A 26,694-nucleotide genomic window follows, 5' to 3' on the forward strand; every position below is an offset into this window, starting at 1 on the left:
GAAAGGGCGGGCAGGGGTGGCGGCCGGGTTCGACATCAACACCGCGGCGCTGGAGATGCTGGCAGAGCGGGCGGCGGAGATGGGGTGGTCCGACCTGAAGGTGCTGGGCCCGGAGAGGGAGATGTTGGATGCGCATGTCACGTCGCAGGGGCGGGCCGATCTGGTGTTGTGCCTCTTTGGCGTGCTGGCGCATATTGACGAACGGGCCGCGCGGATTGCGGCCCTGCGCCAGATGCACCGATTGCTGAAACCGGAGACAGGACGGTTGCTGATATCAGTCCCTAACAAGGCGCGGCGCTTCCTGCGGGAACAGCGGGCGGCGGGGTCCGCGGCGCAAGGGCTGATCCGCTACACCCGTACCATGGAGGGCACCGAGGTTACGCTGCCCTATCAGCTTTACGACCCGGACCACCTGCGCGCCGAATTGTCTGAGGCGGGGTTCCGGGTCGATAGCCTGCGCGCCGAAAGCGTGCTGCCAGAAAGCCTGCTGACCACCCATGCGCCGCTACGCTGGATCGACAGCCTGCTGGTGCGTTTTTGCCCTGCGCGGCTGGGCTATGGGCTGATTGCCGTGGCGGTGCCGTGATCCGGTTTCTGAGCGTGGTTTTCTGCCTGTGGGGGCAGGTGATGCTGGCGCAGGTGCAGCTGCCGGAGGCTGCCGACGGGCGGCTGGCGCATATCCTGCAGCGCGGCACGCTGATCGTGGGGGTAAAGACCGATTACCCGCCCTGGGGCATGCTGGACGCAGAGGGCAATATAACTGGGTTAGAGCCTGATCTGGCCCGCGCACTGGCCGCGCGGATGGAGGTCAAGCTGGAGCTTGTGCCGGTCACCGCCTCGAACCGGCTGGCGCGGGTCAATCAGGGGGTCATTGACGTGGTGATCGCGACCATGGGCGACACGGTCACGCGGCGGGCGCAGGCGGGGCTGCTGGAGCCCAGTTACTATTCGAGCGGGGTCGTGGCCTACGGGCCGGGAGACCGGGCACATCAGTCGTGGGAGGACCTGCGCGGGCAGCCCGTCTGCATGACGCAGGGCGCCTATTACAACCGCACGCTGGAAGAAACCTACGGCGTGGCGGGGCAGTATTTCCCGGCCAATCGCGAAGCCAAGATGGCGCTGTCCTTTGGGCGCTGCGTCGCCTGGGCCTTTGACGATACGGCGCTGGTGCAGCGGGTGCTGGCCAATGCGGACGATCCCTATACCGTCATGGAGGAGCGTATCCTGGTCACGCCCTGGGCCATTGCCGTGGCGCGAGGCGAGGCCGAGGCGACGCTGGGGCGGTTTATCTCTGCGATGATCGGAGAGTGGCACGCCACCGGGCATATTCTGGCGCTGGAGCGGAAATGGCAGATCGGGGAGAGCGCCTATCTGCAGGGGCTGAACGCGGCCTGGGCGCAGCCGTCGCTCTGCCGGGGGGATCCCTTGCCCGCCCCCTGTCTGGGCGCGCCACCCTTCCCGCAGGCCGAAGAGACCGAGCCCCCGCCTGCCTGGATGCTCACCCTGCGGGACCGCACCGGGATTGATCTGCGGGTTTTTCACGATGCCTACAGCCGGGGGCGGTTGATGCGCGGGCTGGGGCTGACGCTGGCGCTCTCGGCGGTGGCGATCCTTGGGGCGCTGACGGTGGGTCTGGCGCTGGGGATGATGGAGGCGGCGCTGCGCGGGCGCGGCCCTTGGGCGCGCCTGCTGCTGGCGCCGCAACGCATTCTGGTGACGGTCGCGCGGATGACACCGCCGATCCTGCAGATGTACATCGTGTTCTTTGGGTTGGGCGGTGTGCTGGCGCAATCGGACCTGATCACGCCGGGGGCCTTTGGGGTCGCCGCCCTGATCCTGTCACTCTATGCAGGCTCTACAAACGCGGTTTTGCTGTCGCACGCGCTGGCGCAGGAACGCAGCACACGGCCCGAGGCTACCGTTTGGGCGCTGGTGCCAGGCGCGTTCCAGCGCGCCTATGACGGGCTGGTGGCGGCCTGCGTGAACATCGTCAAGGCGGCGGGCATGGCGAGCGCGATTGCGCTGGCCGAGCTGGTGTCGACCGTCAATCTGATTGTCTCCGAGGGCGGCGACGTGGCCACTTTCATGAACGGGCTGCTGGTCTTTTACTTTCTGCTGATGCTGGGGGTGCTGTGGCTCTTTCGGCGTTTGCGTGGCTGGGTCGTGCGGGAGGGCGCGCGATGATCGAGGTGCTGCTGACCCATACCGGCTATCTCGCGGGCGGCTTTGGGACCAACCTGCTGATCTCGGTGCTGTCCATGGCGATGGGAACGATAATCGGCGGCGCTTTGGGCTGGCTCCGGGCGCGCCGCATCCTCGGGGCGGGGCATCTGGCGCATCTGGGGACCAACCTCTGCCGCAATGTGCCCAGTTTTGTGCTGCTGTTCTACATGGCCTCGATGATTCCGAGCGAGGTCGAGATCAGCGGCACGATCATGGCGGTGCCGCTCTGGATCAAGGCAACGCTGGCGCTGACCTTCCCGGTGATCGGTTTCACCTCGGACCAGGCGCGCGGCTATTTCGAGCAGCGCCAGAAAGGCCTCTCCGGCGCCGGGGAGACCTTTGGGGTCGCCTGGGTGCAGTACTTCCTGATCATCATCATGGCCTCTGCCACGGCGTCGGTCATCGGCGCGGATGAGATCGTGGGCCGGGCAAACATCATTATTTCCCAGAACGAAGGCGCACCCTTCCTGCTTGTCACTTATCTTTATGTTTCGCTTTGGTTTTTGGCTTCGGGGCTGGTGCTGACGGGCCTTGTTAAGGCTTTGGTTCGGGTCCGTTAACTTTACGTAAGGGAAAGGGCGCTTGCTTTTTGGCGGCGGGTCGGTACGGTAAATTCAAACTAAAGTTGAATTTTCTATCCGCCCACACGTTTTCGTAGGCGGGTGGCGGGCGGAATATTGTCGATGATTGACCAGGCACTTCAACTCGTACGTGATCGGCTGAATGATCACCTCAGGGTGCGGTTTTCGGTGGCCGAAGACCTGGTAAATCTGTCCTCGCTGACCGATGCCGACGGCAAACCCGCGCAGGCCGCGCGTAACCGGCTGGCGCTTTTCCTGACCAATATCTCCCGCGATGCGGTGCCCAGATCGCGCCCGGGCGGCGGGGTAGGGCCGGTGGCGCAGGCGCAGCCGATGCATGTGGATGTCTATTTCATCGTGGCCTCGGGCCATGACGCGGATCTTTACGGCGAGGGGCTCAAGCTGATCTCTGCTGCCCTGATGTTCTTTCAGGCGCAGCCGGTCTTCACGCCGCAGAACACGCCCGATATGCCACCGGGTCTGTCGCAGCTGACGGTCGAGGTGAGCAACCTGAGCGTGGATGAGATTTCACAGCTGTGGTCCAATCTGGGCGGACGCTATGTGCCGTCGATCATGTTCAAGATGCGGTCGGTTCTGATTGATGCGGGCGCGGTTGCCGGTGTGACGCCGACCATTACCGCGCCATCGCAGCGGGCCGAAGCGGAAGCCGTCTGATGGCCTATGCCGAGATACTGCGCCTCTCGCTGAGGCATGCGTATTTCGGCTCCGAGGTTCCGCCGGTGACGGTGGCCCCGACCGATGCACAGGGCTTTGGCCGGGCCGGGTGCCTGTTGCGCCAGCGTGGCGCGGTGGTGCATGTGCTGGCGGATGAGGCAGAGGCGCGGCCGGATGCCGTGCGGCTGACCGTCACGGCGCAATCGGATCACGTGATGCAGGTCACGCGCGGCGTGGTCTGGGGCAGGGCGGCGGCGGTTGCGGCCCCGCTGCAGGTGGCGGAGGTCGGCCTGCCGGAGGCGGGCGATGCGCCGCCCTCTGACGCCCCCCGCACATTGGGTGCGGATATCTGTGTTCTGGAGATTGACCTGCCTGCAGAGGGGCTGCGCGATCTGACGCTGTCGCTGGAGGCGGTGGAGAGCCATTGGGCCTATCATCTGGTCGGCATGCGCGATCTGGATGGGCTGGAGGTGATCGACAGCGCCGGTGAGATGCGGTTCGAGGACCTGGGCCTTCTGGATCTGCCCGACGGTCGGCCCGCCCGGGTGATCCGCACCGCTGAAGCGCTGGCCGCCCGCGCGCGGCCCGGCGAACGTTTTGCCCTGCAGAAATCAGGCGCCTTCGGGCCGGAGACACTGGTCTCTGTGCTGCCCGCGGCGGCCCCCCCGTTCAAACCCATCCCGGAACCGGGTGCGCCTGCGCGCCTGCAATCCGACATCTTCGTCACGCTTTGGTAAAGGAGAGCCCACAATGGCTATGAAGACCCCCGGTGTATATGTCGTCGAGAAGAGTGCGTTTCCCAATTCGGTCGTTCAGGTTGCCACGGCGGTGCCTGCCTTCATCGGGTATACGCAGACCGCGATGAACGGGAATGTTTCGCTGCACGGCACGCCGTGGCGGATCACCTCTATGTCGGAGTTTCACAGCTATTTCGGTGGTGCGCCGGAGCCGAGTTTCGAGATCAAAGCTTACGAGGATTTCGATGATGTCTCGCCCCTGTCGGCGAAGGGGGCGGACAAGCCTGCAGCACTTCCCCGGGCGGTGTTCACCACGCAAGGCCCGCGCGGGCAGGAGCAATATGAGCTGGTGCAGAAGAACCGCGCCTTTGCTCTGTATGGTGCGATGCGGCTGTTTTTCCAGAACGGGGGCGGCGCCTGTTATGTGACCTCCATCGGCACCTATGACGCGGATGAGATCGATGCCGAAGCGATGCTGGCGGCGATCACCCGGCTGAAAAAGGAGCCGGAGCCCACGATGGTGGTGATCCCCGAGACCACGCGGCTGGTGCGGCAGAATGCGGTCAAGGTGCAGCAGGCGATGCTCAAGCATTGCGGCAACGACATGAAGAACCGCTTTGCCATTCTGGACATGTCGGGCGGCTACCTGCCGCAGGCCGATCCGCTGGGCAACCCGGTGGCGACCTTCCGCAATGACATCGGCATCAACAACCTCGATTTCGGCGCGGCCTATTACCCCTGGCTCGACAGTTCGATCTATCAGTCGCGCGATTTCACCTTTGAGAATATCGAGCCGGGCAGCCGCAAGACGCTGATCGGGCTGATGCGCCGCAGTGTCGGCAAATCGGACGAGCTGCGCCACGAGATCGAGCGGATTTCAGCGCCGGTGCTGATGGGGGATTTCACCCTGTCGCTGCCCAAGGGCGGGACCATTGCGCTGACCACCACCGACATCAGCGCCAGTGATGACGAGAGCGATGCCGAGGGGCTGACCTATCTGGTCGAGGGCGACGAAGACGCGATGGCGGGCAAGCTGGTCAAGACCGGTAGCACAGATGCGCTGACCAGCTTTACCCAGGCGCAGCTGGAAGCGGGTGAGGTGAGCTTTATCCATGACCCCGAGAAAGGCAACGCGGGTCAGTTCGACCTCGTGGTGACCGATGAGAATGAGATCGCCACGGATGCGCGCACCATTGCGGTGGAAGTTGTGGGTGGTCTGCTGGACGCGCCTGCCGTGGCGGCGGGCACCTCTGTCGTGGTGGATGTCCCGGCGGATCATCCCGATGGCGACAAGGCCAGCGTGAAGCTGGTGGATGCGGACACTGATGCGGGCAAGGCCAAGACCGAGGAAGGCGTGGGCACCTGGAAGGTGGGCAGCGGCGGCAAGGTCACCTTTGCGCCGGACCCCGACTTTGTCGGGCCGGAGGCCACGGTCAGCTATACCATCGAGGTCGGTGGCGCGGTGCAGCCGCCGCAGAAAATCCGCATCCTGATGAACGACAGTCAGGACGGGGTTGAGACCGACGGGCCGTCCCCCGAGACCATCGACAAGACGCTGCGCGCGGTGGTGCCGATGTACACGGATGTGATGAACGAGATCACCGGCTACATGAATTCCATGCCCGCCTCGGCGGCGATGGCGGGCATCTACACGATGGTCGACAACAGCCGGGGGGTCTGGAAAGCGCCTGCCAATGTCTCGCTGAATTCCGTGGTGGCGCCGATGGTCAACATCAGCCACGAGGAGCAGGAGAACCTCAACGTTTCCACTACCGGCAAGTCGATCAACGCGATCCGGCCGTTCGTGGGCGAGGGCACGCTGGTCTGGGGCGCGCGGACGCTGGACGGCAACTCGCTTGATTGGCGCTATATCAACGTGCGGCGGACGATGATCATGATCGAGGAATCGATCCGGTTGGCCTCCAAGGCCTATGTCTTTGAGCCGAACAACGCGCAAACATGGGTCACCATGCGGTCGATGATCGAGAACTTCCTGACCTCGGTCTGGAAACAGGGCGGTCTGGCAGGCGCTGTGCCGACGGATGCGTTTTCGGTGCATGTGGGCCTGGGCGAGACCATGACGCCGGTGGATATTCTGGAAGGCATCCTGCGGATTACCGTGCTGGTGGCGGTGACGCGGCCTGCGGAATTCATCGAGATCACCTTCCAGCAGCAAATGCAGAAATCCTGAGTTAGAGAGGAAAATCAGACATGGCAGACGACGGTTCCGCACAAACGCAGGCCATCTGGCCGCTTCCCAAGTTCCACTTTCAGGTCAAGTGGGACGATACAGAGCTGGCCTTTCAGGAGGTCTCGGGCCTCGACATCGAGAGCGAGGCCATTGAATACCGGGCGGGCAACAACCCGGTGTTTTCCACCATCAAGATGCCCGGCATGATCAAAACCGGCAATATCACCATGAAGAAGGGGGTGTTCGCCAAGGACAACGCCATCTGGGACTGGTTCGCCGAGATCAAGATGAACACGATCACCCGCAAGGCGTTGACGATTTCGCTGCTGGATGAGGGGCAGAACCCGACCATGGTCTGGAAGGTGCAGAACGCCTTTCCGGTCAAGGTCACGGGCACGGATCTGAAGGCCGATGGCAATGAGGTCGCGGTGGAGAGCATCGAGATCGCGCATGAAGGCTTTGTGATCGAGAACGCCTGAGCCTGATGGACCTGTTTGATCCTCCTGTCGCGTTTCATTTTTCGGTGGTGTTTGCGGGCATGGTCCCGCCGGTGCCGGATATGGCGTTTCAGGAGGTCAGCGGGCTGGAGAGCGGCATCGATCTGGAGCCGCTGGTGGAGGGGGGCGAGAACCGCTTTGTGCATCAGCTGCCGAAACCGGCGGCCCGGAGCAATCTGCAGCTGAAACGCGGGATGACCACATCGGCCAGCGGGCTGGTGCAATGGTGCAAGAGCACGCTGGAGGGGGATTTCGCCGAGGCGATTGTGCCCAAGGACATCACCGTCTCGCTGCTCAACCAGATGCGGATTCCGGTGGCCTCCTGGTCGGTGGGCAATGCCTTCCCGGTGAAATGGAGCGTCGGGAATTTCGATGCGATGAAAAACGAATTGGCCATTGAGACGATCGAGCTGGCCTACACGACTTTGAAGAGGATGATGTGATGGCGATTGAAATCGGATCGCTGGTGGTCAAGGGACAGTTCGGCCCCGCCCCGCGGGCCGCCGAGCAGGAGCGTGTGGATTTGGCGCGGGCGCTGGCGGAGATGCGGCGCGACCTGCTGGAGGACATGCGGGAGATGATGGCGGACGCGCAGCGCCGGTCGCAGGATCGCTGATCCATGGCGAAGTTGAAGATCATCCGCTGCAAGATCCAGAACGGGCAGATCAAGGAGCAGAAGGGGGAGGCCAATACCTTTGAAGCCACCATCAACCCGCAGGATTATTCGCATAGTTTCGGGCTGAAATACTCCGGCACCGGCGAGGGCAGCAGCACGGCGGGCGCGCTTGGAAAATCGGCACCGGTGGCGAAATTCGCCAGTTCAGAGGCGGAAAAGCTGGGGTTCACCATTGTGCTGGACGGCACCGGTGTCGTGCCCGATGCCGCCGGTGTGACCGTGGCCGAGCAGATCGATAAGCTGCGCACCATTGCCTATGACTATGACGGCGACGAGCACGAGCCGACGCCGGTCAAGGTGATCTGGGGCAAGGGGCTCAAGGCGTTTTTCGGGCGGCTGACGTCGCTGAATGTGGATTACAACCTCTTTCATCCCGATGGCTCGGCGCTGCGCGCCAAGATCAAGCTGGATTTTGTCGAGGCCAAGACCGATGCGGAAGAGGCGCGGGAGGCCAAGCGCAAATCCCCCGACATGACCCATGTGATCCGCGTACAGGAGGGCGATACGCTGCCGCTGCTCTGTCAGCGGGTCTACAAGGACGTCAGCAAATACCTCGAGATTGCCCGGATCAACGAGCTCGACACCTTTCGCGATCTGCAGCCCAACACGCTGCTGCGCTTTCCGCCGATGCGATGAGGGGGACCGATGGCTGACAGTCCCAATACCGGCGCCGACGGGCCGATCACGGTCACGATCAAAGTGGCGGGCAGTGCAATCGATGACGAATTGCAGATCGCGCGCGTGCAGGTGGATGCGGGCGTGGGGCGTCTGCCCGAGGCGCAGCTGGTGCTGATGGCGGGGTCCATCGCGGAGAATGAGTTTCCCGAGGCGGATGGGTCGGATTTCAAGATCGGGTCGGAGATTTCCATGGCCGCCGCTTATGGGGATGGGTCGGATCAGGAGCTCTTCAAGGGGGTGATCATCGCCAAGCGTCTGCGCATCACCCGGGGCGCGCCGCGGCTGGAGCTGTCGTGCATCGACAAGGCGGCCAAGCTGACGCACACGCGCAAATCCGCGTTTTACGAGCAGAAGAAAGACAGCGATGTGATGTCGCAGATCCTGTCGGATGCGGGTTTGTCGGCGGATGTGACCGCAACGACGGATACGGCGCGCGACATCCTGCGCCACGCCTGCACGGACTGGGGCTATCTGCGCAGCCTTGCGGACCGGAACGGTCATGTGCTGACGGTGAGCGACGGCAAGGTCACCTCGGCGCCGCCCGAGGCGGATGGCTCTGCGGTGCTGACGGTCACGCTGGGGATCGATATGATCAGCTTTGACGCGCGGGTGGATGCCCAGACCAGTCTGGGCGGCGCGCAGGCCAGTGCCTGGGATTCCGTGGCGCAGGAGATCGTGCAGGAAAAAGGCAAGGACCCGGCGACGGGCAAATGGGGCAATTACACGCCTTCTGATCTGGCCGATGTGCTGGGCGCGCGCGACCATCTGCTCAGCACCCCGCGCGAGATCCCGGCGGCAGATCTGAAACTCGTCACCGATGCGCGCACCCTGCGCACGGTGCTGGCCTCGATCCAGGGCACCTGCAGCTTTCAGGGGTCCGGTCTGGCCGTGCCGGGCGCGGTGATCGAACTGGTGGGGCTGGGCGATCGCTTCAGCGGCGATGCCTATGTCGGCGGCGTGCGGCAGGTCATCGAGGAGGGGGCCTGGACCACGGAGGCCATGCTCGGCCTGCCCGACAGCTGGAACGTGGATACGCCGGGGTTCGAGGGCGAAAGTGCCGCCGGGCTGGCCGCGCCCATTCACGGGTTGCAGGTCGGCAAGGTGGTCAAGCTCGACGAAGACCCCGACAGCAAGATGCGGATCAAGATCAAGCTGCCGATGATCGCGGACCCGGCCCCGGAGGTCTGGGCGCGCTATGCGCAGCCCTATGCCTCCAAGGATGCGGGCATCCAGTTCATGCCAGAGATTGATGACGAGGTGCTGGTGGGGTTTCTGAATGCAGACCCCAATGCGGCGGTGGTGCTGGGGTCGGTGCATAATGCCAAGACCCCGCAGGCGGAGACCCCGACTGCGGAAAATTTCATCAAGGGCATCGTGACCCGCGAGGCGATGAAGCTGACGTTCGATGAGGAGAAGAAGATCATCACCATCGAGACGCCCGGCGGTCACAAGGTGACGATGGATGATGATGCCACCAGCGTGACGCTGCAGGATTCCACCGGCAATAAAATCGAGATGACCAGCAGCGGGATCGCCCTGAGCAGCCCCGGCGACATCTCTCTGACGGCCACGGGCGCGGTGACCATCGCGGCCACCAGCGACACCAGCATCAGCGGCATGAATGTCACCGCCGAGGGCGATGTCGGGTTCACCGGCAAGGGCGGGGCCACGGCCGAGGTCAGCTCCGGCGGGCAGACGACCGTCAAGGGCGCGATGGTCATGATCAACTAGGGGGAGGAGAGGGCAATGCCACCAGCAGCACGGATCACGGATATGCAGACCTGCCCGATGGTGACGGGGATCGTGCCCCATGTCGGCGGGCCGGTGATCGGCCCCGGCGTGGCCACGGTGCTGATTGCAAGCCTGCCCGCGGCGGTTCTGGGTGACAATTGCACCTGTGTCGGTCCGCCTGCGACCATCGTCAAAGGGTCGGCCACGGTGCTGATCGGCGGCATGCCCGCGGCGCGCATGGGCGATTCCACCTCGCATGGGGGCAGCATCGTGCTGGGCGCCCCCACCGTGATGATCGGGGGTTAGGGATGGCTGATCCATCTTTCCTGGGGCGCGGCTGGGCCTTCCCGCCCGCGTTTGACAATGGCACCGGCGAAGCCCGTCTGGTGCAGGCCGAAGAGGATATCGCCGAGAGCCTGCGCATCCTGATGGAGACCCGCCCGGGCGAGCGGATCATGCACCCCAACTACGGTTGCCGTCTGCATGATCTGGTGTTCGAGCCGATGAACAGCGAGACCGAAGCGGAGATCGAAGTGGCGATTTCGCGTGCGATCCTGTTTTTCGAGCCGCGCATCAAGCTCGGCGCGGTGACCGTGGACGTGCGTCAGGCCCTGGAGGGGCATCTGGCGGTGACGCTGACCTACACGGTGATAGAGACCAACGAGCGGCACAACATGGTGTTTCCCTTCTACCTCACCGAGGGGACGCTTGTGTCGCAGAAACCGGTGCCCGCTGCATGAAGGCTGCCGTCACATATCTGCTGGTCTTTGCGCTGGCGGGCTGTGGCGCAGTGGAGGCGGTGCAGACCAGCAAGACGTTCGAGTTGCTTGGGCTGGCACCGGATGAACCCTGCGTCGTGACCCGGCGCGAAGGCAAGCGGCTGGCCGGGTCCTATCTGCGGCAACCGGTGGCGTCCGAGGGCAGCGATGTGTTCTTCGTGACAGGCAAGACATCCCGCAAGGGCTTGCCGCGTAATCTGGTGTTCAACGATCAGACCCTGCGCCGCATTCGCCCGCAGGAGGATGGCACATTGGATGGGTCCCGCCGGTCGGTGGCCACACCGATTGACGGGCTTGGCATCGCCGGGCAACTGCCCGCCGCCTATACGATGACCTACCGCGCGGAGCGGATTGACTACGACGGTCCGGTGGTGGTGGGGCCGAGCCCGACCGGTTTTGAAATCCCGACGACGGGCCGGGTGGTCTATGTGGGCAAGGTGCAGCTGACGCTGACGACATCCCCCGACGCGGGGGCGCCGGTCACCACGGTCAAGACTGCCGACTTCACCGCCGATATCGGGTACGGATCGCAGCAGGCGCAGTTTACCGTGGACGCAAGCGCTGCCGGTCTGCCGTTCGAGGGCGTGCAGTGGACGCGGCTTGGCCTCTGCGGCACGCGGGTGACCAGTTCGGGACAGGGGCAGGTGTTTTTCACGCAGCAAGACGGCAGCCGCCAGATCCCGTTTCAGGCCGGGCGTGCGGCGACGCCGATTCGCGCTTTGCTAGAATCATCGCAATTTGCCAGCGCTGACCGGCCTGGCCCGCCGGACAGTTTCGGGGGGACATTCATTATTGCCGGAGATGTCGGCACGCTCAGCGGTGTTTTCATCGCAACACAACCTGAAAGGGAAGGAAATACCGACCCGTTATAGGGTCAAGGACTGCGGTTTTGCTTGCATCAGGCAAGCGGACGCATAGTGTTAAAAGGTCTCCTATTGTTCTCAAACGTTTATGATTGCTCAGGTTTTTTGGCCAGGGGTGGCCGCTGTTTCAATGACTGCCAGAGGTGTCGATAGCTGCCGTGCATCGAAATTGGGATGATATTCTTGTAACACCGGGGTCGCTCAGCAGCGACAGGTTGCCGGTTGCGTTGCACCGGGGTCGCACGGATGTGCGGCCTGAAACGCTGGCCGAGGCGTTTTGCAAGGCCGGGCGCAGGCTGCACGCAAAAGATGTGCCACGGGGTGACCGGCCCAAGAGATCCGGCCCCTGGGTGCGGCTTTTCCGGTCCGAACCGGCCTATATTTGTTCGGAGCTTGCATCCTTCGACGTGCGCCAGGCGGCCTTTGCGTTTGACCGGGCCATCGAGACCGATCCGGAGCGGGCCGCGCAGGTAATCTCTGAGCTTGCGAGGCGGTTGCAGGATTGGATTTCACGGCTGGAGACCGGGCGATCTTCGCCGTTTTCGAAACAGATCCAGCGGCTGAATGCCGAGGCCGATCTGCAGGCGCGGCTTGTCAGGCTGACCGGCGTCGCGCCGCCCGGCATCCTGCGGGTGGTGCGCAGCATCATCCCCAATGTCAGCCGCGTGCGGGGCGATGCGCTGACCCAGGCGCGGGCGGTGGTCACGGCCTACCGCTCGACCCATGCGCTGCTGCGCAACGCGGTGGAAACGCTGCGCCCCCATGCAATTGCCGCCTTTGAGGCGCGCATCAACTCCGGCGACATGGACCCGGCTTTGGGTCTGCTGGTGGCAGAGCTGCAGACGGCGCTGCAGGTCGACGGGGTGATCAACGGGGTGGTCGACCGGTTTGTGCATTTCTACTACGAGGACATCATCGGTCAGCAGGCGGCCCCGGCCTCGCCGGAACGGGTGCTGCTGCATCTGGACGCAGGACCGCAGGCGCTGTTCCTGCCGGAAGGCACCACGCTCTCCGCGCGCAAGCCGGACAACAGCGTACAGCGCTTTGCCACCGAAGCGCCGGTGCATGTCAGCTCCACCCGTCTGAAATCCGTGGCCACCCTGACCTATGAGACGGACCCGCAGATATCCTTCAACGCGGAGTTGGGCGGGATCACCGGCCTGCAGTTCACCCATTGGCAGCCGAAACCGGAGGTGGCGCAATCCGCCGGGGCAGGGGTTTTTTCCGTAGGCACCGCAGGGCCGGTGCGCATGGGGCTCGACATCAGCTCGCCCATGCTGGCGCTGGCGCAGGGCACCCGTCGGATCGAGGTGGCGCTGGTGCTGCAGCGGGCGTCCGGCCTGCCCGCGCTGCCCGACGCAGCAGAGGTGGTGCGGTTTTCGGAAGAGGCCCCGGCAGCGGCGGAGACGCTGGTCACCCTGCAGTCCGATCCCGCGCTGGTGCGGGCGTTCTTTCCGGGCAAGCTGGAGGCAGGCATTCAGTCGCTGGCCAAAGGGGCGGAGCGCATGGCCGCCGAGGCGGGGGAGAGCCTGTGTCTCAGCAGGCTTTATCACTATCTGGCGACGCGGATCGAGACGGCGGGGCAGCTGCGGTTGCTGTTGGGTAGGATTGTCACGCTCTGCCTGATTGAGCGCGTGCCCTTCCCGCGAGATGGTTTCCGCGATCTGCTTAACAACAAGATCGAGACGCACCGCGCGGCGCTGTCCGAAGGGGTGCGCGACCTGACGGGCATCGGCGATGTGCCCGCCTCCATGATCCTTGAGATTTTTGCCGACGGGCCGGACAGCCTGACGCCGGAAGACCTGTTCCAGAAGCTTCTGGGCGATGCCTTTGACCTGTCGCTGAGCACCAAGGACGGGCCGATCACCGCGTCGGTCAGTCAGGTGCTGCCCTCGGGCAAAGCCGGGCAGGCAGGGATCACGCTGGTGCTGGTGCTGGCACCGGGCATGCCTGCCGTCGCGGCAGGAGAGGGGATGCCCGCGCCGACCCTGATGCTGCGCAATGCCGCCAATCCGCGTATCTGCCCGGTTTCCTTTCTGGAGATGTATACGCTGGAGGCCATTGACATCGAGGTGTCGGCAACCGGTATGCAAAAGCTGCTGGCCTGGTCGGACGACGGGCCGCTGGCCACGGATCAGTCGTTCCTGCCCTTCGGTGCGCGGCCACAGGATGGGGCGAGTTTCATCGTGGCCAGCCCGGAAATGGCGCAGAAACCCGTGACGGAAATCGCCGTCACGCTGACCTGGGCAGAGATGCCGGACCCCCTGGGCGGGTTTGCCGCCCATTACGCCAGCTATGCCGGGAAACCCGACATCCCGCAGCCGAAACTGTCGGTGACCTATCTGAGCGGCGACGGCTGGAAACCGGTGAGTGACGCGCCGCTGCCGCTTTTTGAAACCCTACCGGTGACCGGGGAGTTGACGCCCGAGCGCAGTTTCGGCGGGCGCATCAAGGGGCATTCGGTGCGCGCACCTGGCCGTCTGACGCCGGAGATGTTCACCGCGCGGCAAAGCCTGCGCGCGGGGGCCGTGCGCCTGACGTTGTCGGGCACTGCAGGCGGGTTTCACGCCGATCAATATCCGCTGGCGCTGGTCGAGGCGATGCGACCCCGGTTGCTGCCCTTTCCCGCGCGCAAGATCCCGCCCGCGCCTTTCGTGCCGAAGATCGATGCGTTCGAGCTGTCCTACACGGCGCGGGCGTCCATCGAGGTCAACGCGCCCGATGCCGCCAACCCGGGTGAGCGGATCGTGCAGATCAACCCCTTTGGCCGGGTCGAGGTCTTTCCCAACCGGATGCTGCGCGAGATCGGGGTTTTCCCGCGCAGGCTGGGGTTCGGGCATCTTTTCCTGCATCTGACGGGCGATCATGCCACCGGCCCGGTGCCGCTGTTGTTCGATATGGCAGAGAGTGGTCATCTGCGGCTGGTGCCCCGGCCCAACCCGGTGAAATGGTTCTATCTGGCCAGCCATGGCTGGACCGAGCTGCCCGATACCGCGATCTCGTCTGATACCACCGCCGGGCTGATGCGCTCGGGGCTGGTGATGGTGGACCTGCCCGAGGATGCCGCCCAGCATTCGCCGGAAATGCCTGCTGGCGGCGTCTGGATGGCGGCGGTGGCAACCGAGCCGGACCTGAGCGTTTTCCCGGACCTGTCGGACTTGCGCACAAACGGTGTTTGGGCCACGTGCACGGATGGCAGCTATCATGACCGCAGCCTTGATCGGGTCTGGACCTTCAACCCCGCACAGCCGGGCATTGCTGCGATCACCGAAATTCCGACCCCTGCCGACGTGCGCCCGCCCGAGCATCGCGATGCTTTTGTCGCCCGCGTGGCGGAGCGGTTGCGGCACCGCAAGCGGGCGGTCACGCCCTGGGATATAGAGCGGCTGGTGCTGGATGCCTTTCCGGAGGTCTGGATGGCGAAATGCCTGCCGGGTTTGCGCCGTGACGATCCCGCCCCCGCGCCCGGTCAGGCCATGCTGGTGGTGGTGCGACAGCCCCCGCCCGAGCCCACGGCACAGATGTTTGATGTCAGCACCCTGCAGCGCATCCGCGATTACGTGGATGCCCACGCGCCCGGTTTTGCCCATGTGGAAGTGGTCAACCCAACCTATGACCGTCTGCTGGTGCGCGCCAAGCTGGCCTTTGACCCCTACCGCGATGACGGGGCCATGGCGCAGCGGTTGCAGCGCGATCTGCGGCGGTTCCTGTCGGTCTGGACGGCACCGCAAGAGCTTGGGCGGTTCGGCTGGTCGCTCAACCTCAAGATGCTCAACGCCCATATCAACGATCTCGACTACGTGCGCGGGGTGACGGATTTCTCGCTGCTGCATCTGGCGGCGGATGATGCGGGCGCGCATGTGCTGCTCGATTCCGCGCAAAGCGACTGGCGCGGCACCCTCGGGCCCAGCCTGCGCGGGTCGCGTCCGTGGAGCCTGCCGCTCTCGGCGGCGGAACATGCGCTGACGGTGGTGCAGGCCACGCAGAATGAAACGCCGGTGCAAAGCGGGATCAGCCGACTGTCTGTGGGCGGCAACCTTATCGTCGGTCAAAGGAGTCCCTCGTGACAAAACAGGATCGCACCACTCTGAAATCGTTTTTCCGCGACGGGGCATTGCCGACCGCGCGTGAATACCGGGATCTGATCGACAGCAGCGTCAACCAGGTCGAGGACGGGTTTTCCAAGACGCCGGGCGACGGGCTGCAGCTGAATTCCGTGGGCACATCGCTGCGGGTGATGAGCCTTTACAAGGGGCTTGGCGCGCCGCGCCCGGCCTGGGTGATGGAGCATGGCAAGGCCGAAGGCGCGCTGCATCTGCGGCCCGAGCAGGGCATTCTGGCGCAGGCTGATCCGGCGGCAGGTGTCGAGAACCCGAAGGCCTTGGGTCTGTGTTTCACGGCGGACGGGCGCGCGGGCATCAATACCGATGCGCCCGACTGGCGGCTGGATGTCGATGGCGTGGCGCGCATGGGCGGGCGGATCGGAGTGAACTCCCCCGACATCCCGCATGTGCCCGCCGATGGCCGGTGGCACGATATCACGCCCGACATCACCGGCTGTCAGGCCTTTGAGGTGATGGCAGGGGTGGGCGGCACGCCGCGCACGGGGCGTTATTCCATGCTGCATGCCATTGCGATGAACGCCTATCATCCGCGCAATCCGATCCTGAACTGGCTGTTCAAGCGGCGCAGCATCAAGGCGCAGACGGCGGTCTATGGCAGCTATGCCGACCGGCTGAAGCTGCGCTGGGTGGCGGGCGAGGGGCGGCATTTCTTCAAGCTGCAGATCCGCTCGAACGCGCGGTTCGGCAAGGGCATGGTCATTCGCTACGGGCTGACGCGGCTGTGGTTTGACACCACCATGGGCGGGTCGCGCGGCGAAGGCGACCGCGACGCGGGGCTGCTGTGAGCGCGCCCGAGGCCACCGATTTCGACAGCCTGCGGGCGCAGGCGGTACAGTTTGCGCAGGCCGCATCCGGCAACATCTGGACCGATTTTAACCTGCATGATCCGGGTGTGACGCTGCTGGAGCAGACCTGTTTCGCGCTCAGCGAGATCGGCTATCAGACGGCGCATCCGATCCGCGATCTGTTGACGGATGCGGACGGCCAGCTGCGGTATTTTGATCTCGCGCTTTACGACCCGCGCGCGGTACTGCCCTCGGCCCCGGTCACCGATCTGGATCTGACCTCCTACCTGTCAGACCAGCCCGGCGTTTCGAGTGCCTGGGTCACGCAGGGCGCGCGCCTCGGGCTTTACGATGTGGTGGTCATCCCCTCTGAGCCGGAAGCGGGGGATGTGGATGAAGACGCCCTTGCGGCGCAGTTGGCGACGTGCTTTGCGCAGAGGCGGCCACTGGCCACCGATCTGGGACAGATCACCATCGCGCGCAAACGCGATACCGTGCTGAGTGGTCGGATCGACGTCAGCCCCACGGCGGACCCGGAGCGGGTGGCGGCGCGGTTCTATTATCATGTCGCGGCCATCCTGCGGGGCCGCACAGCGCCACGGGACCGCAAGCATGGGGCCACCCGCGACGCGGTCTATGCCCAGCCGGAGCTGTTCTTTCGCCCCCGGGCGGAGACCGGCGAGCGTATCCCCGACATCGACGTGCATCTGACGCGGCTGCGCGCGATCCCCGGCATCCGGGACATCGGTGAGTTGTCCTTTCGCAAGCTGCCGGTGGCGGACCCGGAGGAGGAGCTGAAACCTGGCTATCTGGCGCTTGTTCTGCCGCAGTCTGCGGAGGAGATCGAGCTGGATCTGCGCGTCGGCGAGAACCGCCTGAGACTTGATCACAACCGCATCCACGAAGAGTACATCCGGGTGTCGGCGGAGAATATCTCGCGTGCGCACCACCATCTGGCAGAGGCGGATTGGGCGGTGCTGAAAGACGGGCGGCGGCGGGATTTCACCCGCAGCCATGTGGATGACATGCTGCCCGCGATCTATCGGCTCTATGGCGCCTCCGCGCGGGCGGTGCAGAACCCCGCCACGCCCAAAGCGCCTGTCGATGATCTTTTTGTGCAGTATCGCGATGCGATCAACACACAGCTGGAGGGCATGTCACAGGCGCTGGCGCAGCTGCCCGCGTTGTTTGACGCCGAGACGGATCAGGACACGGATGATCCGGCTGTGCATGCGCGCCGGACCAAACTGCTGGATTTGCTGCTGGCCATACAGGGCGAAACCCTGCCCGCCATCCGTCATTCCGGGCTGCACCAGTATCGTTCCGTCGCCGCGCGCCAGCGCTTTGACCTGCTCTGGCGGCTGGCCTATCTTCGCGCCTTGCCAGAGTTGAACGCCGCGCGCGGCACCGGACCAACGGGACCCGCCCCCGGCGGGTTCATGGCGCGGTTGGGGTTGCTGGCGGATATTGCCGTTGAAAACTGGGCCGCCGCGCCCGGCAGGATGCAGGAGCTGGGCTGGGTTCTGGATGATCAGGCCGATTTGCCCGCGCCCGGTTTTGCCCGCCGCGATCTGCTGCTGCCGCTGAACCCCTTTGACATGATCGTGCCGCGGGATGATCTGGTTGACCCGCTGCCCGGTGAGGCCCTGCCACGCCTGACCCCCTGGGTGAGGGAGGGCGCGATGCACCCGGATCTCTTTCAGCGGGCCGCGGATGCGGATGCTTTTGTGATCAGTCCTGTCAGCGGCGGGCGCTACGCCGTGCTCTTCGACAGCGGCGATGCCGAGATGCTCTACGAGATCGAGACCACGGCGGATAAAGCCGAGGCGATGGCGCGGGTGAACGCACTGCGGGCCAGCTGGCGGGGGCTGCACGAAGAGGCGGAATGCGCTTGTCTGGTGGAAGATGTCTTGCTGCGCGGGCCGGATGCGGATTTCGCGGCGCATAGCGCCACGCTGGTGCTGACCGGGTGGACGGCGCGTACCCGGCGCACAAGCTATCGCAGCTATGTCGCGGAGCTGGTGCAGCAGCTGGCGCCGGCGCATGTTGTTGTCACCCTGCAATGGCTGGACATGGCGCAGATGGCGCGATTTCGGGAGCTGCGCCGGGCGATCGAGGAGCAAGGGGCGGAAACAGATGCCCGCGCTGACCTGCGCGCCTTTTTGCATGAGATGGAGGGTGTCGCGTGAGCGCCCGCCCGGCAAGATATGATGCGGAGGCGCGCCACAGGATCGGCCGTTTCGAGGCCGATTTCGCGGTTTCAGCGGAGTCCGGCCCGCTGAGCACGCCGGAGCGGTTGGCGCATCAGGTCAGAGCAGAGATTTTGCCTGCCTTGGAAGATGTTTTTGCGGATGACAGCGTGGCCGGTTGCGACGCCTGGATCGAGACGTTGGAGATTGATCTTGGGGCGTGGCCCGCGGCGCCGGATTGGCCCAGTCTGCGGGAAACCCTGCGCGTGCAGCTTCTTGCGGCGCTGGCGCCCTATCTGCAGAAAAAGAAGGACGGCGGGACGCCTGCCGACCGGCTGGCGGTGGTGGAAACGCAGGGGCCTGTGCGCCCTTCTGTCGATGACCCGGCTGCGGCTTCGTCAGACGTGGCCAGTTCTCGCAGTGGTGCGATTATACCCCTTGCCCCGGGGCGCGAAGCGCCAAGTGTGCCTGCGGTTTCCGACAAGATCACGGCGCTTGTCGCCCGACCGGATCAGGACGTGTTTGCGGTCCTGCGTGCCGCGTTCCGGCGCAGCCCGCAGGGTTTTGAGAAAGCCTTGGCGCGCCTGCCGGATGGGTTTCACCGACAGGCGTTGCAGCGCGTTCTGTTGGAGGGAGGAGAGGGCCCAGGTCGAGATATCGGCACTGTGGAGTCCGCCCTGACCGAGATTTTTACGCGGGCCGGTCATGCGTTGAAGATCGCGCGCCGCAATGCGACGACACTGACCGCGCGGCTGCTGATGCATCCGAAGGCTGCGGGTCTTTTACGCGCCGATGCTGATATTGGTGCGGACCCTCACGCGAACGCCGGGCCGCCGGAGCATGGTGTTTTGGAGAGATCCAAGGCCCGGTCATTTGCGCGGTTCCGCACCGTGCGGGAAACGGATGTCCCCGGTCCGGGCAGAACCGCAGAGGCGCGTTCCGCCCGATCGCCGTGGGTTCCGGGAGATATGTCTGACGCGGATAGATTAAGGGCCGATTGGAAAGCAAAGCGCGCATCGGTAGCCGCGTTTCTTGTGGCGCAGACAGCAGAGGACCTGATGCGCATCCTTGAACAACTGGTGCCCGCCGGCAATTCAGGTTTTCACCAGGCCATTCAGGGGTTCCTCGCGACCACCGCGCACCGGCAGAGGGCATTGGTGGCGATTGTATCTGCCATTCTGGACGAGACAGCGGTGGATATCGAGGCCCTGCGACGTGCGGAGAAGACTGCGGCAACCAGCGGCGTGTCTCCGGAGGCTAATGATGCCGGTGCGGTTGAACGGGACGGGGATCAGACGGAATGGACCCGGGTGCTGTCTGTGTTGGCGGGGGCGCGGTCAGATGGCGAGAGGGTCACACCGCCCAAAGGTGCCCTACACCCCGCGCAAATCCGTGATACTGACGGCGATGCGCCCGGGTTGTTCAGGCACACCGTTTCGCCAAGTTCTGCTGACGTTGAATCGCAGCGGTCAGCCTCCAATGCCAAGGACGTTGTCAGCACCGCAGCGCACCTGTCTGCCTCTGATGCCGCTCTGGGCGGGACGGATGAATTTCCGCCGCATGCTGGGGTCTCTGAAACCAAGGGAGTAGGGGACCAAGACCGTGGTACACCCGCGCGCCGTGCGGGGTCTGACGCAGATATCTCCTGTACGCCCTCGTCGGAAGCGGCGGCGGAGGGCAGCGACGGACTTTCTTCGGGTGAAGGTGGCGCAGGTTCCGATCCGGCTCAGTTGGAGCCGGGTGATGCCTTGGAACGAGACCCGCCCCAGTGTGAGGTTGGGTCCATGGGATCGTCGGGTGACGTTGAAGCGCCGCCGGGCTTAGAACCCGAAGTCTCAGAGTCGCACACGGCAAAGATTCGCGGTCCCCGACATGGTGTCTCAGAGCGGGCGCCGAAGTGGTCTGAGGATCACCTGGAAGATACGCCGGACGATGATGCCCGTAAGGTGAACCGGCCATTGGAGGGAAGGGATACCAGTGGCGGTCGAACGGATGCCTCTCCCAGTCGAGGGGGCACAACCGGTCAGACGGGGCAGGGTACGTCTCCCGCTGTGTCCGAAACGTCCAAAGCGGGACAACAGACGCAACCCTACCCAACGGGGCCGCAGACACCGGACGCGCAGGATGGGGTTGATATCGGCGCGACGGCTGGATCGGAAGAAAGCGCGCGCGGATCGGATACCGGGCGTGTGACCGGCGATCCGGAGGGACATGGTGAGGGCGCGCCCCCCACACCATCAGATCGGTCGGAGACACGGTATCCGGCTACGGATCACCTGCGCACGGGTGCGACCGATACCGCCTCGGCGATTGTCCTCGTTGAAGCCGCTTTTGGCGATGCCGCGCCCGACATCATAGCCATCGCGGATATGGTCTGGGACGCGGTGCCGGGTTCTGTCAAAGCGAAGGCCGGGGCACGGCCGGGTAGTGGCGCATTTGAGAGGGCGGAAGATGCGGACGGTGACCCGGTCGCCGAATTGTCTGCGGATGTGCTGCTGGACCTGATCGCGCGGGCCGGGCCAACCGCGCCGAGCGAGAACGTCATCCTGCGGTACCTCGTGGATTTTGCCAGTCCGGAGATCGAAGACCAACAGACCCTGTTGCGCCACGTGATCGCGCGGTTGAGTTACCCGGTCTCGGGCCACTCGCCCGCACTGCGGCGAGAGGTCTTGCGTGGTTTGAAAGAGCTTTTCGATGAGATAAGTCATCCCGCTCCTGAATCCTCTGGCGGTTCCGATATGGCGGAGCCTCAAACACCCGACGCCGGGCCGACGCCCCGCATTCTGAGCCATCAGGCGGGGCTTGTTCTGTTCCACCCCTATTACAAATTGCTTTTTTCCCGGCTGCAGCTTCTGACCGAAAAGAACGACCTGCAGCCGGATCAGCTGGGCCGCGCGCGATCTGTGCTTGCCGCGCTGGCTGGGGAAGCGGAGGCGGTGGCTCCCCTCGATCCGCTGGCCCGCGTTTTGCTGGGGCTGCCAGAGGGCGCCACACCCCCGCCGCCGGTGCCGCTGACAGAGGAAGAGGCGCAACTGATCGAGGGCCTGATCCGGTCTGTCATCGCGCAATGGTCGGCATTGGGACAGACGTCCCCCGCCGGGTTGCAGGAGGCGTTCATCCGCCGGGGCGGACAGCTTTGGGTTGACGCAACGGGGGCGCATCTGCGGGTAGATCCCGGCCCCTTCGATGTCCTGCTCGACAGCCTGCCGTGGTTGCTGGACACGGTGGTCGCCCTGCCCTGGATGCCGGTGCCCTGTCACGTCATCTGGAGGACGCAGGATGGATGATGGCCGCGAATTGTCCCTGTCGCTGGACAGCGGGACGCCCCACGCCCTGGCCGTGGCGGCGGAACTGACATGGTTGGCGCAGGTCATCGATGCGCGGTTGACGCATTTCTTTGACGCGCCCGAGAGTGCCTGTGATCTGCCGCCCGCGCCGCAGGCTCTTGTCGGCTCTGCCCTGGGGGACCTCATTGCGGAGAATGATCTCGATGTGGGTGCCCGCCTGGTGCTGGCGCTGGCCATCGCGCCGCATGTCAACTCTGCGATCCTCGATCCGTTTTTCGTCAAGAATTCCGCCATCGACCGGGCGTTTTCGCAATTCGGCGGTACGGGGGCAACTGCGACAACCTTCCAGCCGACGGCGGAAACGGCGCTGTTCCTGCTGGCGGGGGCGGATACGACGGCGCGGATTGCGGCGATGTCGATGTTTGACGCGGACCATCCGTTGCGCCGCAAGGCCGGTGTGACCTTGAGCACGACAAATCCCGATACGCCTGCATTCGGCCAGATATTGACGCTGCCGGTGCACCGAATCGTGGCGCTTTGTGACGGGGCGGCCCCGCGGCCCGACTATTCGCCGAGCTTTCCCGCGCAGCGTTTGACCACGGCGCTGGACTGGTCCGATCTGGTCCTGCCCAGCGATCTGCACCACGCGCTGGGTCATATTCTGGCCTGGCTGGAGAACCGCGACAAGATCCTGTCGGACTGGGGCCTGCACCGGCAGTTCGGTCGCGGGTTCAAGGCGCTGTTTCACGGCCCGCCCGGCACCGGCAAGACGCTGACCGCGTCGCTGCTGGGCAAGCGCACGGGCATGGATGTCTACCGGGTCGATCTGTCCATGGTGGTGTCGAAATACATTGGCGAGACGGAAAAGAACCTCGGGTTGGTGTTCGATCTGGCGGCGGAGCGTGAGTGGATCCTGTTTTTTGACGAAGCGGATGCGCTTTTCAGTGCGCGCAATGCGACGACCACTTCCAACGATCGTTATGCCAATCAGGAAGTGGCCTACCTGCTGCAGCGGATCGAGGAATGCGAGAGCCTTGTGATCCTCGCCACCAACCTGCGCAGCAACATCGACGAGGCGTTTTTCAGGCGCTTCCAGATGTCGGTGGGCTTTGTGAAGCCGGACGCCAGCCAGCGGTTGCAGATCTGGTCGAATGTGCTGGCTGAAGTGCCGTTGGCGGAGGATGTCGATGTGGCCGCGATGGCAAAGAAACATGCGCTGGTCGGCGGGGCCATTTCCAACGTGGTGCGCACGGCGGCGATCACCGCGTTGCGGCGGGGTCAGTCCCAGGTGGCCGCCGAAGATTTCGACCACGCCATTGCAACTGAGTTGCGCAAAGAAGGACGCACCACATGAGCGTTTTGAGCCGAGTTTTGACCCGCCTCTGCATAGTTGTCGCCCTTTGCCTTGTGGCGCCTGCGGCCGTGCTGGCCAATTGCGCGGATTTCCAAAACCTCAATGAGGATGCCCTGGAAGGGTATGATATTGCGACCGTGCAGACCGGGTTGCGGGCAGCGCTTGAACGGGATGATCGCAATCTTCGGGACGGACGGCTGGGGGCTGTGACGCGGACGGCGCTGGCGGATTTGTGTCAGAACGTGCCGCGAAAAGGGGCGGGGACGGATATTGCGCAAACGCTTGATCTGGCGACGGACTACGGCACGCTGTCGGCACTTTTACCCGAGTGGCGCAGCATCGCTCTGCGGCCCGACCGGCTGTCGCAACTGACGACGTCAAACAGTACCTCGCAGATTGCCTTGCGTCTTGCCGCCGGGCCGCAGATGGCGGCTGGTGTGCTGACAGATGCGGAACCTCCCGCGGATTGTGCGGCACTGGGGACGGCCTCAACCCTGGGTTCGCAGGCGGTGCAGACAGCGCTCGATCTGCTGGCGGGGCCAGAGCTGGGCTACGCGCTGGTGGATATCTGTCAGGCCTTCCCGATTGTCGGGACCGGGGAGGATTTCCTCGCGGCCATGGCGCGGTTGGGGCAGATGGATGTGCAGCTGCCGGACGCGATTGACGATCTCAGTTCTGACACGTTCGGCGCGTGGCTGACCCTGTCCTCCGGCGACAGGCTGCCGCGCCTTATGGGCTCGCCCCCCGCCGTGTTGGCGCTGCTGGAGGAATATCAGGCGAGCAAGTCCCAGGCGCCTCTGGTGCCGGATGAGCCGACATCCAGCCCGCTACCCGCCTCCTGCACGGTGAACACAACCGACAGTTCCACCCGCTTTTTCGCCTTCTCACAGGAAAACCTCGACGCGTTGACGGAAAGCGCCGATCTGAAAGCTGCCTTTGACGCGGTACAGGAGCTGCAATTTGCCAGTGCCGCACAGCTTTGGGCAGCGCTGGAGACCAACCTGCAAGCAGTGCTGGACCAATGTACGCTGGACCAGATCAGGGCGCTGGTGCTTGGGCCCGATTTTCTGGGTCGGGCGTTCCTGATCGATGAAGAGGCCACCAAGTCGTTGAGTTTCATCGAAGACCTGCAGGATGTCATGCCGGTGGTTGAGCCCTTCATCGGTCGGATCGCCCCTGATGAGGCGACATTGGTGTCCGGCCTGACGGCGGCCGTCACCCAAGCGGTGTCCGAGGCGATCAATGCCGAGGTTGAACTGGCGGCCACGACGCTGGCAGCGGCGGCGGAACCGGTAGCGCCCGTGCTGGACACGCGGCCCGAAGGCGTGCCGGAGTTCGAGCTGCCGCCCCTGCCGGAGGTGGTGGGCGTGACCGATGCCACCGATCTGGCGATTGCCAGCACCGTGCTCAATGAGCCGTTCCGCGATGCGCTGGCGCAGAGCAACTATTTGCCTGCAACCCAGCCTGAAATCCTCAAGGCGGATGTGCGGCGGATCCTGCGCCCGGTGGCGCAGGGTCAGATCGACACAGCCGTTGCGACCAAGATGGCGCAGATCGAACCGGTCATCGTTTCGACATGGTCCCTGACGCCAGCGCTGAAGGCGCGTATTCTGGGCCTGCCTGATATTGGCACGACAGTGGACGACCCAACCGGGGTCGATCTTGCGAAGCGGATGCGGTCGCTGGTGGGTGTGGAATACCCGAGCGCCGGGCTCTTCCGCGCCGCGCTGGATGCCGTCCCCCCGGCACCGGATGCGCCGGAAGGTCAGCCGCTGTTATCCGTTCCTCTGATCCAGGCCGCTACGGCGCTGGCGCAACGTACCGTCGAGGATCCGTTCAAGGAGCGCGTCTTTGGCCCGCTTGCCGCGCCCGATTGCGGGTGCGTGCCTAACCGCCCGCCGACTGCGGATGTCTATGGGTTTTATCCCTTCTGGTTCGCACCGCTGAAGGACGCACCCGAACCGCCCGAAGGTGAGGAGGCCCCGCCTGCCCCCACGCTGCAACTGGTGGACTTTGGTCTGGTCAGCCGCCTGGCCTTTTACGGGATGGAGCTGGCTTATGCCAACCCGCAGGGGGATGCCGCAAACCGCAACCTGTCGCTGTTGCATGCGGACCGCTGGATTGAGGCGCGCCGCGATTTCGTCAATTCGGCCCACCGGCATCGGGCACGGGCGGATGTGGCCTTTGATCTGCGCGACTGGTCTAACTGGTCAGCGCGCGAGATTGATCGGGCCACGACGGATATCACCAAGCAACTGCAGGCGTTTGAGCGTATCCCGACCACCAGCCTCGCGGACATTCGGGCGGCGCTGCCCACTTTCTTTGATCCGACCCATCCGGACGGGGTGACGCTGATTTTCGAGAGCTACGAGGGTAAGACCCTGAGCGATCTGAATGTGCAGAACCTCATCGATATCGTGCAGGCCGTACACGACAAGCTGCCCCAGCCCGATCATCAGAAAATCAACGTCGCGGTCGATTTTGCCATGGTGGATGTGCCCGGCACGCAGCCCGTTCTGAGCGATCTGAGTGACTTGCTGCTGACCGGTCGGATGGTAGAGCAAAAGCGCGCGGATGGGTTGGAAGAGGGCCAGTTTTCCCAGCGCGAACAGCTGGAGGCGGAGATCGTGCACAAGATCCTGATCTTCCTCGAACGCCCCACGACAGAGACGAAAAAGACGCTGCGCGCGCGCATGGACCGCAGCAATTTCCGGGGCAAGGAACGGTCAGAGATCTTGCGCAGCATCGTGCCCATCCTGCCGCCCGGCGGCCATGAGTTCGTGTTCCAGCGTCAGCAGGCGAATGAGACAGCCAATGAGGAATCCCTGAAATTCTCGCAGTTCATCGATGATGTGATCTATTTCGAGGACAATTTTTCAGGTGTCGGGTTCTGGCCGGTACCGCGTCTGGAGGACCCGGATTTCCCGGCGATTCGTCAGGCTGTGTCGCTCGATTGGAACCAGTCCCGACTGCCCGCGCATCTGAGCGGATTGGAGACGTCGGTGGTGCAAGTCTGCACCTGGGCCTGCCCCAACCGTGCCTATATCGCCTTTGCGGCGGCGGGGCTTTTTGCAGTGGTACTGCTGCTGACGGTGCGGTCTTTCTACAGCGGTGCGATCAACCAGCTGGCGTTCCGGTTGGGGGTTGTCTGGATCGGTATGGGGGTGGTGATCGCCATGCTCTTCGTGCTGGACGTTTGCGATCACGAGTCCTTTTGGCCGGGGGTGTTCATGATCTGGCTGATCGCGATACTGGCGCTGATCATCGGGTATAATTTCGTGCAACGGGTCAAAAACGGGCCGAAACCCTGACCGATTTGCGCGG

The 26,694-nt window shown here is 64.3% G+C and carries 20 protein-coding genes; all 20 read left to right on the forward strand.

Translation table 11 applies throughout. The features are described from left to right. Positions 1-586, forward strand: a 586-nt coding sequence (locus Q1A07_RS20435) for a methyltransferase domain-containing protein (RefSeq protein WP_299784087.1), incomplete at its 5' end; no start/stop codon positions are given. Next, a complete protein-coding gene (locus tag Q1A07_RS20440) occupies positions 583-2,184 on the forward strand; it encodes a transporter substrate-binding domain-containing protein (protein ID WP_299784089.1) in 1,602 nt (533 codons plus the stop codon). The genes Q1A07_RS20435 and Q1A07_RS20440, both read left to right, overlap by 4 nt. Continuing rightward, a complete protein-coding gene (locus Q1A07_RS20445; protein WP_299784091.1) occupies positions 2,181-2,783 on the forward strand; it encodes a hypothetical protein in 603 nt (200 codons plus the stop codon). The genes Q1A07_RS20440 and Q1A07_RS20445 overlap by 4 nt, the downstream gene beginning before the upstream one ends. 123 nt (positions 2,784-2,906) lie before the next feature. Then, complete coding sequence (locus Q1A07_RS20450) at positions 2,907-3,479, forward strand: DUF4255 domain-containing protein (RefSeq protein ID WP_299784093.1); 573 nt, start codon at positions 2,907-2,909, stop codon at positions 3,477-3,479. Continuing rightward, the gene (locus Q1A07_RS20455) at positions 3,479-4,216 is read left to right on the forward strand and encodes a hypothetical protein (protein ID WP_299784095.1); all 738 of its coding nucleotides are present in this window, start codon (positions 3,479-3,481) and stop codon (positions 4,214-4,216) included. Before Q1A07_RS20450 ends, Q1A07_RS20455 begins: the two co-directional genes overlap by 1 nt. A 13-nt stretch (positions 4,217-4,229) precedes the next feature. Continuing rightward, entirely contained in the window at positions 4,230-6,407 is a 2,178-nt protein-coding gene (locus Q1A07_RS20460) for a cadherin-like domain-containing protein (RefSeq protein WP_299784098.1), read from the forward strand. A gap of 20 nt (positions 6,408-6,427) precedes the next feature. Further along, positions 6,428-6,886, forward strand: a complete 459-nt coding sequence (locus Q1A07_RS20465) for a phage tail protein (RefSeq protein WP_299784100.1) — start codon at positions 6,428-6,430, stop codon at positions 6,884-6,886. A 5-nt stretch (positions 6,887-6,891) separates the two neighbouring features. Continuing rightward, positions 6,892-7,347, forward strand: coding sequence for a phage tail protein (locus Q1A07_RS20470; protein ID WP_299784102.1), 456 nt, complete (start codon positions 6,892-6,894; stop codon positions 7,345-7,347). Next, entirely contained in the window at positions 7,347-7,520 is a 174-nt protein-coding gene (locus Q1A07_RS20475; protein WP_299784104.1) for a hypothetical protein, read from the forward strand. Before Q1A07_RS20470 ends, Q1A07_RS20475 begins: the two co-directional genes overlap by 1 nt. Positions 7,521-7,523: 3 nt before the next feature. Next, positions 7,524-8,216 carry a peptidoglycan-binding protein gene (locus Q1A07_RS20480; protein WP_299784106.1) on the forward strand — a complete coding sequence of 231 codons (693 nt, stop codon included), beginning with the start codon at positions 7,524-7,526 and terminating at the stop codon, positions 8,214-8,216. Between the two features lie 9 nt (positions 8,217-8,225). Beyond that, on the forward strand, positions 8,226-9,989 hold the full coding sequence (gene vgrG, locus Q1A07_RS20485; RefSeq protein ID WP_299784108.1) for a type VI secretion system tip protein VgrG: 1,764 nt from the start codon (positions 8,226-8,228) through the stop codon (positions 9,987-9,989). Positions 9,990-10,004: 15 nt separating this feature from the next. Beyond that, complete coding sequence (locus Q1A07_RS20490) at positions 10,005-10,295, forward strand: PAAR domain-containing protein (RefSeq protein ID WP_299784110.1); 291 nt, start codon at positions 10,005-10,007, stop codon at positions 10,293-10,295. A gap of 2 nt (positions 10,296-10,297) precedes the next feature. Then, on the forward strand, positions 10,298-10,729 hold the full coding sequence (locus Q1A07_RS20495; protein ID WP_299784112.1) for a GPW/gp25 family protein: 432 nt from the start codon (positions 10,298-10,300) through the stop codon (positions 10,727-10,729). Then, positions 10,726-11,640, forward strand: a complete 915-nt coding sequence (locus tag Q1A07_RS20500) for a hypothetical protein (RefSeq protein ID WP_299784114.1) — start codon at positions 10,726-10,728, stop codon at positions 11,638-11,640. The genes Q1A07_RS20495 and Q1A07_RS20500 overlap by 4 nt, the downstream gene beginning before the upstream one ends. Before the next feature lie 149 nt (positions 11,641-11,789). Then, entirely contained in the window at positions 11,790-15,698 is a 3,909-nt protein-coding gene (locus tag Q1A07_RS20505; protein ID WP_299784116.1) for a hypothetical protein, read from the forward strand. Then, the gene (locus tag Q1A07_RS20510) at positions 15,695-16,540 is read left to right on the forward strand and encodes a hypothetical protein (protein ID WP_195822703.1); all 846 of its coding nucleotides are present in this window, start codon (positions 15,695-15,697) and stop codon (positions 16,538-16,540) included. The genes Q1A07_RS20505 and Q1A07_RS20510 overlap by 4 nt, the downstream gene beginning before the upstream one ends. Continuing rightward, entirely contained in the window at positions 16,537-18,729 is a 2,193-nt protein-coding gene (locus Q1A07_RS20515) for a hypothetical protein (protein WP_299784123.1), read from the forward strand. Before Q1A07_RS20510 ends, Q1A07_RS20515 begins: the two co-directional genes overlap by 4 nt. Then, positions 18,726-22,016: a contractile injection system tape measure protein gene (locus tag Q1A07_RS20520; protein WP_299784125.1), complete on the forward strand. Its 3,291-nt coding sequence runs from the start codon at positions 18,726-18,728 to the stop codon at positions 22,014-22,016. Before Q1A07_RS20515 ends, Q1A07_RS20520 begins: the two co-directional genes overlap by 4 nt. Further along, complete coding sequence (locus tag Q1A07_RS20525) at positions 22,009-23,370, forward strand: ATP-binding protein (protein ID WP_299784127.1); 1,362 nt, start codon at positions 22,009-22,011, stop codon at positions 23,368-23,370. Before Q1A07_RS20520 ends, Q1A07_RS20525 begins: the two co-directional genes overlap by 8 nt. Next, positions 23,367-26,681 (forward strand): hypothetical protein, encoded by a 3,315-nt coding sequence (locus Q1A07_RS20530; RefSeq protein ID WP_299784129.1) that lies wholly within the window; start codon positions 23,367-23,369, stop codon positions 26,679-26,681. The genes Q1A07_RS20525 and Q1A07_RS20530 overlap by 4 nt, the downstream gene beginning before the upstream one ends. Positions 26,682-26,694 lie beyond the last annotated feature (13 nt).

This window comes from uncultured Roseobacter sp. (assembly GCF_947492555.1).
Lineage (GTDB): Bacteria > Pseudomonadota > Alphaproteobacteria > Rhodobacterales > Rhodobacteraceae > Roseobacter.

Coding starts and splice junctions, on each gene's coding strand:
- Q1A07_RS20530 (WP_299784129.1), top strand. CDS start 23,367: ATGAGCGTTTTGAGCCGAGTTTTGACCCGCCTCTGCATAGTTGTCGCC.
- Q1A07_RS20525 (WP_299784127.1), top strand. CDS start 22,009: ATGGATGATGGCCGCGAATTGTCCCTGTCGCTGGACAGCGGGACGCCC.
- Q1A07_RS20495 (WP_299784112.1), top strand. CDS start 10,298: ATGGCTGATCCATCTTTCCTGGGGCGCGGCTGGGCCTTCCCGCCCGCG.
- Q1A07_RS20475 (WP_299784104.1), top strand. CDS start 7,347: ATGGCGATTGAAATCGGATCGCTGGTGGTCAAGGGACAGTTCGGCCCC.
- Q1A07_RS20480 (WP_299784106.1), top strand. CDS start 7,524: ATGGCGAAGTTGAAGATCATCCGCTGCAAGATCCAGAACGGGCAGATC.
- Q1A07_RS20460 (WP_299784098.1), top strand. CDS start 4,230: ATGGCTATGAAGACCCCCGGTGTATATGTCGTCGAGAAGAGTGCGTTT.
- Q1A07_RS20470 (WP_299784102.1), top strand. CDS start 6,892: ATGGACCTGTTTGATCCTCCTGTCGCGTTTCATTTTTCGGTGGTGTTT.
- Q1A07_RS20445 (WP_299784091.1), top strand. CDS start 2,181: ATGATCGAGGTGCTGCTGACCCATACCGGCTATCTCGCGGGCGGCTTT.
- Q1A07_RS20455 (WP_299784095.1), top strand. CDS start 3,479: ATGGCCTATGCCGAGATACTGCGCCTCTCGCTGAGGCATGCGTATTTC.
- Q1A07_RS20465 (WP_299784100.1), top strand. CDS start 6,428: ATGGCAGACGACGGTTCCGCACAAACGCAGGCCATCTGGCCGCTTCCC.
- Q1A07_RS20500 (WP_299784114.1), top strand. CDS start 10,726: ATGAAGGCTGCCGTCACATATCTGCTGGTCTTTGCGCTGGCGGGCTGT.
- Q1A07_RS20450 (WP_299784093.1), top strand. CDS start 2,907: ATGATTGACCAGGCACTTCAACTCGTACGTGATCGGCTGAATGATCAC.
- vgrG (WP_299784108.1), top strand. CDS start 8,226: ATGGCTGACAGTCCCAATACCGGCGCCGACGGGCCGATCACGGTCACG.
- Q1A07_RS20490 (WP_299784110.1), top strand. CDS start 10,005: ATGCCACCAGCAGCACGGATCACGGATATGCAGACCTGCCCGATGGTG.